Here is an 11,049-nt window from a genome sequence, read left to right as displayed (position 1 = left end):
CGCACGAGGCCATCTTTGGTGTCGAGAGGCCTGGCGGCCGTGACCGGGACCCGGCTGAAATGGAGCACGCAGCGCTCGATCCCGACAAACCGGACCGGGGAATCGGCACCGAGGACGGCCACGAGGTCGAGCGGGAGCACGACCGCCAACAGCAGGAGACCCTGGAACCCATCCAGACGCCTCTTGAGATGGACCTCGAATTATAGAGTTCCCGTTTTCTTCCGGGCTTCACTTCCACGGTCGCCGGGTGCCAGGACCGCGCACCGAAGCTTTCCCGCGAATGCCAACTCCCCTTCCCGACCATGGTCGGAGCATCCCGCCGGTCTTCTCCCGCCGTGTGCCTTCCAGACAGCCGTCATCATGCCCTCGCGCAGCCCCTCGCTTGTCTGCGGCCCGATACCAGGATGGTGGTTGCGGACACACCGTACCCTCCGTAGTGCAGCGTACGTCCAAGCGCTCGCGGCGGTGTTCCGTGCCGGGCGCGTGCACGCTCTCGCCCGTCTGCGCGGACTCGGGGCGTCTGGACCATCTTGGGAATGTCGCCACCAGCCACCAGCGCACGATGGCCCAGATCGGCCATAGGAGCCGAGCTGTAGGATTCCCGTCACGGAAAGGCTGGATGTCGGCCCGATCGGCCTGCAAGATCCTGAAGTCGTTCATGTGTTCTTTCCGCTCCACGGCAGTGGACCAGAGAGCATCCACCGTTTCCCAAGGGCAAGCGGCTATTAGGGGCTTGGACTGCGCACCCGGGCGCAGACAAGGCGCGACAGGCACCGAGGTGCGTCGGGTGTGAAGGAATAACGGCTCTGCCGTAAAAGACGGAGCCGCAAAGCGAGACATTGGCGAAGGGGGACGAAAAGAGGCGTGATATCAGCAGGTTAGCCCGAGCGGCGATTGAGCGGGATATGGAGGTCAGAGCAAACAGATCCGAAGACGCGGCTCACGGGCGGTTTCCGGGCGTCCTAGCAAGATGGCAACCATGTCGTCGCAAGCGCGGGTCTGGCTGAAAGATTCTCTACAGAATCGGGCGGTTCTCTGGGGAACCGGAGCGGTTCTCCGGGGAATACCAGAATGGTATCGCCGATCATACATCATTGTTTTGTCGACAGTTTTTCCGTGTTACGGCGTGTGACGCCCGTAATACATTGCGACTACAGCCACTTACAATCGGATTACAACAGCCCGGATCGGAACATGGCCGGCGGCGACCGACGCAGGCGGCGAAGCGTCGGCAAGGCATTCGCGGTTATATGGCCACCGGGCATTATGGGAACACGGGGATTGGCGTCCGCGGCGGGCGCCAGGGCTGCACCGCCCACAACAGCCTCGACAAGCTCGCTGCCCACCTTGCCGCAGCTCAAGCCTGACAGAGCCGTGTCTCGCTTCCTGCGGCGAGGAACACGAACAACGGGGAACCCGACAGACTCCAGGCGGCGCTTGGGCGTCGGGTTCCGCCGCGCACTTGCAGGAACACTTCCGGAACCGGTCGTGCGGCTTCCTGCCGGCGTCAGGGAAACGGGAGGGAACAAGGCGATGCCCGCCGCCGCGACACGCGTTACGACACTTACTCGGTCGTTAGTGTCGGCGGTGTTGCAGATGTGTCGGACATTCCAGAAGTCGTCGGTGAACCGGGTGGTGCGGACAGGCCGCGCAGCATGCCCGGCACGATCTTGTCGGAGTCGAGGCGCAGGATGTCTTCGAGGGCGACACGGGCGTCGCCGAATCAACGACGAGGAAGCGGGACACCTCTCCGGCGGTCACGGGCGCGTCGGTGTCCAGGCGTTCGGACGTGATGACAACTCGTTTGCAGTGCGTAGCGCCCGCCGCACACTTGCGGAAACAGCTCCCGAGCCGCAGTCAAGCCGCTGCTCCATGATCGTCATCACGGACACGTTGACTGGTGCCATCGCTGTTGGCGTCGTCACCGGAACGGGGCGGAGGTTCGCGGTCATGGTCGGCGGCGAGCGTCAGAGACCCAGACGCGCGAGTCGCTGGCGCCGTGACACCGTCTCGGGTGGCGACCATGGTGCCGCCCTGCAGGTTCCCTTGATGGTCTCGCGGATACGGACACGTTCAGGGATATCGTGGGCGGCTAGCGAATCCTCGCTGAGGTGCGGGACGAAGACCACGTGCCCAGCCTGAGGGATTTCAACAGATTGCCGCTCCACTCACCGTCATGAGGATGTGTGTCTCGCTTTCGGCGGCGTGGGACGCTTCGACGGGCGACACCAATATTAGAGGCAACAGGAACGAACGTCCCGACGCCGTCAGCCGGTATTGGGCGTTACCTGTTGCGCCCTGAGACTAACGGAAGAAAGACCGTTCCGGCGTGGAGGTTCAGCGAGCGGAGTTGAAACGATCAAGGCACGGGCAGTTGTTGCGCCTAGTGACTACCGGACATGGGAGAGTTGGAAGACGTGAGCGCGGTCAGGGAGAACTCGATATGAGTGAGAGAGGACGCAAATGAATGAAGCGGCGAAGCTGCTGGAAAGGGCGGAGCAAGCGGTCAACCGCACCGACGTGGTTGAGATGCTCCAAGCCCTCGCCGCGAGTCGTTACCTCGACGGCCTGTCTCGCCGTCTTCAGCGGAAGTGGAGCGGGTCTCTACCGTGGACCGAGGTCGACGATTGCATCGCGCAGGCAGTGGATGCGGCGTGTGCGGCTGTGTCTCGGGGGCGCCCTATCCGAAGTCTCGCTGCCTGGCTCTGGAAATCGGCGGACAAGATCGCGAACGACAGATGGACGTTCGACTATGGCCAGCGGGTGGAGTTGGATGTCGACAATTCACTGGCCGCCCCAGACACGAACGATACGGAACGTGAGAGGGAAGAGCGGCAGGAGCTCGAAGAAAGGCGTCGTAGGGAGGCGATCCGGATCGCGCGTGAGCTCCTTCCCCGGATAGGGGAAGGACAGGTGCGCGACGTTATGGAGTTGGTAATCGACGCTGCGCAGGAGGGGTTGCCGGATCTTCCGGCACCCTACATTGCAGAGGCGCTGGGGATATCGAACAACGCTGCCCGGACACTCGTTTCAAGGGGAATGAAGCGCCTGCGCCGATTGGCGGAACAGGAAGGTATTGAGGCACCGACAGGGCTTCCGGAGATGGACACGGAAGAAGAGGAGAACGACGATGCGTGAAGAAATCAAGAGCACCTTGGCGGAGCTGTTGCGTTCGGCGGAGGATATGTCCTCCGACATCGGCGCGACGGTCGAGGAGATACTGCGAGAAGGTCTCGAAAACCCGCTCTCGCCAGACGAGGTTCGTGTCCTCCTCACAAGGGTCGTCGAGGCAGTACGGAGAGGTGCAGCAAGACGTGGCGACCAAGGGACAGTGGAGCTTCTGGACCGCGAGGCCGAAGCCTTGATCGGGCGGGTCGAAGAGGTGCGGGCTCGATTGTCTGCTGGTGCAGAGGCAAACGGTTTAGGAGGTGACGTTCCGAGTCAGGACGGGACGAGAGAGACGTCGGGTAGTGACGACTCGCGTCTCCGCTTGGAGGCTTACGACGGAATCCGCCCGAGGCCCGTGCAGCCTACGCCCGTGTTCCATGAACGCCCGGTCGCAGTGAGGGAGGGCTTCGTGCGGACGCAGGAAATTGAGCTGTGGGACCGAAATGAACGGTTGGACATCCACCTTAACCAGTTCCAGCAGAAGTACGGTCGTGGCCCGAACTCAGAAGAGCTCATGGCGATCATGAAGGGGGAGATGCCCCTTCCGGGTATAGAGGAGACTGATCAGTTCGCGATCAGGGCCTTGGCCAAGAGCATAGCGGTCAACGGAGTACGCAAACCACCCATTATCGACGTAGACGGTAAGTTGCTGGACGGGAACCGTCGAGTAACGGCCTGCTACCACATCCTGGAGGACAATAGCGGAGACTTCACACCCGAGGAGAAACAGCGGGCTAAGTGGTTGAAGGTCTGGCAGCTCACGGAACACGCGACGGACCAAGACCGGGAGGCGGTAATCGTATCGCTGAACTTCGAGCCTGACTTCAAGCAGGACTGGCCGGAGTACGTCAAGGCGCAGAAAGTCCATGCACATTGGGAGACTCTGTTGGCGCTCGAACCTCGCGCGAATCCAGGCACGGCGCGAGTGAGGGAGATACGGAGAGAGATCGCGCGGAAGTTCGCCCTCGCGCCGGATGAGGTCTCTCGGTACATCAGCATGGTCACCCTCGCGCGCGACTTCGAGGACTACCACGTCGTCGCACGTTCGAAGGACCCCTACGCCGCGAAGCATCGCGCATCGGAGCGGTTCCAGTACTTCGATGAGCTGAACAAGGGTAAGGGCGCAGGAGGTGTGAACTGGTCTCTGAACCAAGACGACAGCTTCAAGCACCTTGTCTTCGACATCCTGTACGACGGCAAATTCAAGAACTGGCGGCAGATTCGGGATCTGAAGTACGTCTATGAGAACGAGGACGCGGTCGAGGTTCTACGGAAGGCACGCGAAAGGACTGACGTGGAGTCGGCACAGGACGATGTAGACGACGCCATCAGCATTGCTCGAATGGGACGCGCGGAGCAACGCCAGACAGGAGCGAACACGAAGATCCGAGTGTTTACGGAGTGGTTCCTCGGACTGCCGGTCAAGGTCTTCGACCCGAACGAGGCTGGCTGCGTCACGCAGGAGAACCTGAGGCGTCTGAGGAGCACGCTGAAACATGTCGAGACCTACCTCGAAGCGGACGACACGGCGAAGGTCTAGGGAGATGACGCCAGACTGCCGCGTGGTCCGTGCTGAGGTCAGGACGACGGAGACCTTCGACGCGTTGTTCCTGGTGGCGGAGACCGGGCAAGGGACCGCGCTGTTGCGGGCGATGAGAGATGGCCTCGGTCTAGACGGTACTGGTCTAAGACGTTCGGCCGAGGGAGTCAGGGTACCTGCGGCGATCGCATGGCGACTGGATGAACTGGGTTCGGGAGTCCAGATGAACTGGACCCCCGAGGCACGGCGGTTCGTTGAGAACCGACGACACGTGGCATCGGTCCACTCCGAAGTCTTTGCGAATCTCCTGCGGATCAGACGTGAAGGTGCAGGTCTCGCTGAGCGAATGGTTGCGGACAGTGCCAGCCTAGACGTGCTCGATCAACATCAGGTCGTCAACGTCGCGGCGATGACCTTGCCAGACAGCCCTGGCCTTTGCGTGTTCGACGAGCAGGGGGCTGGGAAGACAGTGACGTTCATCTTCGCGTTCGACCTCCTTGTCGAGCGCGACGAAGCGGATCTCGCGGTCATTGTCGCGCCGAAGAGCATGATCGGTGAATGGCCCAAGGACCTAGGGCGGTTCCGCGGGGACATTTACCGTACCGTGGTGTTGACAGGTACTGCGCGGGAGAAACGACGCCTTCTCGCAGAGAGTGCGGACGTGCTCGTTACCAACTTCGAAACCGCGGTGACCATGGAGCCTGAACTCCGTGCTCTCATGCGGGCGAGGCCGGGGCGAACCGTGCTGGCTATCGACGAGTCGTTCTTCATCAAGTCCCTCGATGCGAAGCGTACGCGAGCACTCCGGCGGTTGCGGGAGTGGGCTGGCCGAGCCTACGTACTGTGTGGCACACCGGCGCCCAACTCACCGTCTGACCTCGTCCAGCAGTTCAGTCTCGTCGACTTCGGTTACTGTTTCAAGGACGTTGAGTTACCGATTGAGCGTGAGTTGGCCGCGCCTGTTGTACAGTCCGCGATCGAGAAGCGGGGACTCTACCTGCGGCACTTGAAGAGGGAGGTGCTACCGGATCTCCCGGTGAAGCGGTTCCAGCGGGTGATCGTTCCGATGGCAGAGGAGCAGGGCCGTTTGTACCGTGCACACCTTGACCGGTTGGTAGCAGAGGTCGAAGCGGTGGATGACTCCGGGTTCATCCGACAACGGACGAGCTTCCTTGCACGCCGGGCGGCGCTACTTCAGATCTGTTCGAACCCCTCTGGCGTTTCGGAGACGTACGGGGAAACGCCGGCGAAGCTAGAGGCGCTCGACTCTTTGGTCAAGCAGTTGGTCAGGCGCGAACGCGAGAAAGTCGTGATTTGGTCTTTCTACACCGCGTCCGTAGCGGCTATCGCTGGACGCTACGCCCGATACGGGGTCGTCAGGTACGATGGCTCGGTGCCGGACGTCGTAGCACGTCGAGAGGCAGTGCGTCGGTTCCAGGAGGACGATGATACGATGGTCTTCGTTGCAAACCCTGCGGCAGCCGGTGCGGGCCTCACGCTTCACCGAGCACGTGTCGCGATCTACGAGTCGCTCTCCAACCAAGCAGCCCACTATCTCCAGAGCCTCGATCGCATCCACCGACGTGGACAAGAGCGCGATGTCGAGTACGTGGTTCTGCTCTGCGACGACACTCTCGAGGTGAGCGAGTACGACCGGCTCGTTCAGAAAGAACAAGCGGCGCAGGACCTGCTGGGGGACAACGTCGAGGCACCGTTGACGCGGGAGACGTTCTTGACGGACGTCCGCAAGGCTGCCGCATTGCTGAACACGGTGGAAGCTGGTGAATGTCCGGGATAGGGGTCTCGCAGCTATCCCTAGCCGCTCTCATGAGTTGCGGCGTGTCCTGTTGGAGACCATCGCTGACGTAGCCGGTTACCGGCTCGAATTGCGGTTGCCGGACGGTAGACGCCCGGACGTGCTACGTCTCCACCTCGACCGGGCCGGTCTCTTCCTCGGAGAAGCCAAGCACACCGAGGGGCCACACGAAAGCTACAGCGTTGATCGCCTCCGGGTCTACCTGGATTGGCTCACTCCACTCTTCCGTCGAGAGGTTGGGGGGTTGTTCGCTATCGCACATCCGCATGGCCTGGGACGAGCTTGGCGGGATCGCTTGGACTGGCTTTGCCAAGAGGCGTTGGTCGACGGCGTCGTAAGAAGCAAGAACGTGACGTCAACTACGACTGTGACGTTCGTCGCGTTCGGGTTCCGCCGTTGACACCACGCCCGATCGGACAGAGTGAGGACAAAACGCACTCGTCGCACTTAGGCTTAACCGCGCGGCAGACAGCGCGGCCGTGAGCGACGGCGTTCACGTGGAAGTCGAAGCGAAGCGCCGGCGGCACCACGACTGAGAGTTCCCGGTCGATGGCCGCGTGGTTACCTGAAGACACCAGTCCGAGGCGCCAGGCGACGCGCGCCGTATGAGTGTCCACCGGCAAGACCTGTCGGGCAAGGCTGTACATCATCACACACTTGGCGGTCTTTGTCCCGACCCCCGGAAGCGATGTCAGGTAGCGCTGCGCGATCTCGTCATCGTAGTCACCCAGTTGGGCGAGGGACACGTCGCCGAAGTCCTCCGCCAGCCGAGCCGCGATCAGTTTGAGGCGATGCGCCCGTTGTTCAGATAAGCCGGCGTCGGCGATCAGTGACGCAAGATCGGAGACGGACGTCTCGGTCAGAACCCGCCAATCCGGCATCGCACACTTCAGGCGGTCAAAGACGCGTTCGTAGCTCGGGCTGGTCGTCATCTGTGAGAGGACGATGAAGACCAGTTCGTCGAGAGGGTCAGGCTTGTTGTTCAGCAGCGGCGAACGGTAGCGTGCCTTCAATAGGTCGACGCTGCGCCTCAACCGCTTTCGTCGTGTCCTTAGTGTGTGAAGTGGAGACACTGTCTCTTTTCGCGCGTCGAGGGCCTTGAGCGACGAGGAACTCGAACTCCTCAACGAGGTGATCAGGGACATAGTCATAGGCGTCGTCCCGCATACGGTGACCGTCACCGTACCAGTCCGCGATACTGTTCTCTTCGCTGTCCTGCCGCATACGCGGTGGGTTGACGATCGTCCTCGGTCGTCTGGTCAGCTTGGCTAGGAGGTCGAGATTGAAGGTCTCAAATCGGCCGAGTCGCTCTTCGCGGACATGGCTGCGCGCAACGGCGATCAGCGCCTTCCCAATCGCTGCACCAAGACCGACAGGCACGGCGTTCCCGACTTGTTCGTACTTCTTTCGGACGGTGCCCTCGAATACCCAGTCGTCCGGGAACTGCTGTATCCGGGCGTACTCGCCGACCGATAGCGGTCGCAGTTCCGTGGGATGGCACAGTGTTGTGGCTTTGCTGTCGGGTCGCGTCGTGAGCGCTGGACTAGGACGTTCGCGAGATAGGCGGCGGAAGAACCCCGAACGGCCTCCCCAAGAGTGAAAGGCCCGGCCCAGAGCCGTGCTCTTGAGTTCCTCCGGCAGTTGCCGCCAGTTGCCGCCCTCGGGAATCAGTTTGAGGAAGCGTTCCTTGGCAGGACAGAAGAGGTAGTAGTCTGGGTCGTCCTCGTTGAGATCCGTGAGCACGTCTCCGAGCGTGCGCCACTTCGACAAGCCGCCAGCCCCGTCTGGGTGATGGGTAGGCTCTGGCATCCGTACCTTCTTTCCGTCGCGGCTCCCGACTATTACCAGGCGTTGGCGAGTCTGAGGCACCCCATAGTCGGCCGCGTTGAGTACGTCGAACACGCAGTAGTAGCCGAGGTCACGGAGCGTGTCCGCTACCACTCCAAAGGCGGAGCCCAACTGTTCTTGCTGTTCGAGCGGGGGGAAGCCGGGTCCCCTCTGTTTCAGAGGTCGATGTCTGACCGCTGCCGAGAGCAAGCCTCGCACGTTCTCCATAACGAAGAACTCCGGTCGGGTGTCTCGGATGACGCGGACGAAGTGCCTAAACATCGTACTGCGCGGGTCGGCGAGGGACTTCCTCTGACCCGCCGTACTGAACACCTGGCATGAGGGACCGCCGACGACCGCGAAGGTCTGGCCGGGCTTGAGCCGAGCCGTTTTCAGTATTTCGTTGCTCGAAGCCTCCTCGATCGGTTTGTTGATTAGGGGAAGTAATGGGCGGTTGCGGGCTATCGTCGCCACCGGGAAGGGGCTGCACTCAAGCGCAAGCACGATGTCGAGCCCAGCTGCTTCGAGCCCGAGATCGAGCCCCATCGCTCCGCTGAAAAGCGAGATGACGGGCCTCTTCATCCCACTCCCCCTGTTGGATGTCTCAGGCACGGTCGCCTCTCGTCAAGTCGAGTTCGATTTGGCCGCGATCCAGGTCGTCGAATAGGCGTTTGAGGGCGAGCTCCACGACGTAGCGTTTCGGCAGCTTCGGGATCCTGTCTCCCGTCTCGCGGTCAAGTCGATCCGCGAGCTGCGGGTCAATAGTCGTGTTGAGCCGTCGGGGGGTCGACATTCGTGGCCTCATGGACACGGTGTTAAAGTACACAGTCGCGCCGGTATGTGCAACAGTACAGTATTTCGCGCCAATACACTCCCTTTCGTGCAAAGTGTGCGCGTTCAGAGAAGAAAAATTCAGAGGCGAACCCTGTACCGGCAGGGCGTCCGGCCCGGTAATCCGCGGCCGACCGAGTCGAAGCGCTAATAAATGCAACCGCGCCCGTGTAAGGCATCGGCCAGGCAAGTTCCCAACGCGGGGACCTGTCAGTCAGACCGATTCGTCCGGAGATCCCGCGGCACTCTCTCCCAAGCGTTCCACCAGATATTCCAGAAACAAGGCTCTGACTTCGGACTTTTGTGGTGTGTCCAAGTCATGGCCAAGTGCAGTGCGAGAGACTGCCAGGAGTCTTCCGTCAAGTTGCTGCGGACGCTGGCCCGTCAGCCGAATCTGTTCCACGAGAGAGCGAATTTCGGCCTGCTCAACTTCACCCGCGATTTGGCGCGCAATCACTCGTAGACGGACACTGGAAGATGAGGCCTCCATGGAGTCCTCGTCGGACGCCGGTGCCTCCAGCCCTGTACTTGGCTGGTCTGGGGAGACAGCGCTTACCAGTCTGCAATCCAGGAATTCACCGAGGTCTGCGGTATCCCACTCATGCGTCGAGTCGGCCTCCTGCCGAAGAAAGAGCGATTGGCTGCCTAGCGCGGGCTTGATACCCAGAAGATGGACCCGGACCCCGTATTCTTGGGCCTGCTGGACGCCGACTCTGATATCTTCGTCACCAGACAGGAGAACACATTCCGCCATCGCCCCTTTTTGAGCCAACGTAAGCATGTCCGTAACTATGAGGGAGTCGACGCCTTTTTGCTCTCCTCTCAGGTTCACGAATCCAAGACGAACCTTGACATTCGCCTGATCAGCGAGGGTGATGTGCTGTGGTGTCGGACCCTGAGACGTGCCGTCGTACCAGTAGATCCGAAGTAACGGCAACCTGGACAATCCCTCTGCAAAGTCCTTGAGCTTGGTGATCAGGATGTCGTGTTTGAGACGGATATTCCCACGTGTCAGCTTGGTACCACACAACTCCTTCGAGCCCTGTGCGAAGAGGTACCCTGCGTCAACGAATACCGCTACTCTGTCCATTGATATGTCACCCTACCAGACACGGACGTTGGTGGAGTAGTCAACAAAATAAAAGGGTCCCCGAAGAGACCCTTTAGTAGGCCGTCCCATTTACAGGATAGTCGGAACGGTTATAGAACTCTGACACGGGCAAAGACGCTTGTCAAGTCCTGGGTAGTAGGCGGGAGTGGGGATCAGGAATCGAGCACCTTGCTGTCGCGGACGTGCTCGATGCGGAGGGCGCCGAAGGCGCCTTGGCTCCGGCCGCCACCCATTTCGTTCAGAAGTTCCTGGGGCGTCATTCCCTTCATCCGCAAGGCCCTGACGTCGCAGGCTAGGTCGACGATGCGATCCTGAAGATCGTCGATCATCGCCGGCACGTCCCGAAGCGAGGCCAAGTCCTTTTTCGCGCGGATGGCGATCTTCCTGGCTCTGCTCGCGGAACGACGCTCCCCGGCGAGAGCTTCTTGAAGCCGAGAGATTTCTTCGGCTTGCCTCCGAAGCTCCTCTCCGCACTCTCGGCACGGTCCTTCACAACAGGTATTCGGGTTATCCATGGAAACTTCTCCTTTTCGTGGGTAAAGGGTTCGCGCGATTGCAGCCGCGACGCTCCCGGGGCGAGGAGTTGGTCAATCCGGCTCCTCGTCTCTTTTCTATCAAGGCAGCCCGGGGGAAACAACGGGGGTGCGTCAAGGTACCCGATTCTGCGCCGTGGAACGACACGGATGCGCCGGGCAATGAGTGTTTTCGTTCGTTCAGCGGGTGATGACGGACCCCAAGAGGGTGACGGAGGAGCAT

General features: G+C 61.1%; 8 protein-coding genes. 4 read left to right on the top strand and 4 right to left on the bottom strand.

Features of this window, described 5'->3' with window-relative positions; all coding sequences use genetic code 11:
• The 4 genes from OXU42_17675 to OXU42_17660 form a co-directional block, all read left to right on the top strand.
• Positions 1-206, top strand: a 206-nt coding sequence (locus OXU42_17675) for a hypothetical protein (protein ID MDE0031217.1), incomplete at its 5' end; no start/stop codon positions are given.
• 2,257 nt (positions 207-2,463) lie between these two features.
• Positions 2,464-3,138, top strand: coding sequence for a hypothetical protein (locus tag OXU42_17670; GenBank protein ID MDE0031216.1), 675 nt, complete (start codon positions 2,464-2,466; stop codon positions 3,136-3,138).
• A complete protein-coding gene (locus OXU42_17665; GenBank protein MDE0031215.1) occupies positions 3,131-4,708 on the top strand; it encodes a hypothetical protein in 1,578 nt (525 codons plus the stop codon). The genes OXU42_17670 and OXU42_17665 overlap by 8 nt, the downstream gene beginning before the upstream one ends.
• A 4-nt stretch (positions 4,709-4,712) precedes the next feature.
• Positions 4,713-6,506, top strand: a complete 1,794-nt coding sequence (locus OXU42_17660) for a DEAD/DEAH box helicase (protein ID MDE0031214.1) — start codon at positions 4,713-4,715, stop codon at positions 6,504-6,506.
• Between the two features lie 377 nt (positions 6,507-6,883).
• Here the strand turns inward: OXU42_17660 and OXU42_17655 are convergent, their stop codons facing one another.
• The 4 genes from OXU42_17655 to OXU42_17640 form a co-directional block, all read right to left on the bottom strand.
• Complete coding sequence (locus OXU42_17655) at positions 6,884-7,537, bottom strand: endonuclease III (protein MDE0031213.1); 654 nt, start codon at positions 7,535-7,537, stop codon at positions 6,884-6,886.
• A complete protein-coding gene (locus tag OXU42_17650) occupies positions 7,494-8,963 on the bottom strand; it encodes a DNA cytosine methyltransferase (protein MDE0031212.1) in 1,470 nt (489 codons plus the stop codon). Before OXU42_17650 ends, OXU42_17655 begins: the two co-directional genes overlap by 44 nt.
• Positions 8,964-9,396: 433 nt before the next feature.
• The gene (locus tag OXU42_17645; GenBank protein MDE0031211.1) at positions 9,397-10,272 is read right to left on the bottom strand and encodes an NYN domain-containing protein; all 876 of its coding nucleotides are present in this window, start codon (positions 10,270-10,272) and stop codon (positions 9,397-9,399) included.
• Positions 10,273-10,445: 173 nt separating this feature from the next.
• Positions 10,446-10,622: a hypothetical protein gene (locus tag OXU42_17640; GenBank protein ID MDE0031210.1), complete on the bottom strand. Its 177-nt coding sequence runs from the start codon at positions 10,620-10,622 to the stop codon at positions 10,446-10,448.
• Between the last annotated feature and the right edge of the window lie 427 nt (positions 10,623-11,049).

Source organism: Deltaproteobacteria bacterium (assembly GCA_028818775.1).
GTDB lineage: Bacteria > Desulfobacterota > Binatia > UBA9968 > JAJDTQ01 > JAJDTQ01.
Note: the sequence above shows the minus strand (reverse complement) of the source record. Positions and strands in the feature narration are given on the sequence as shown.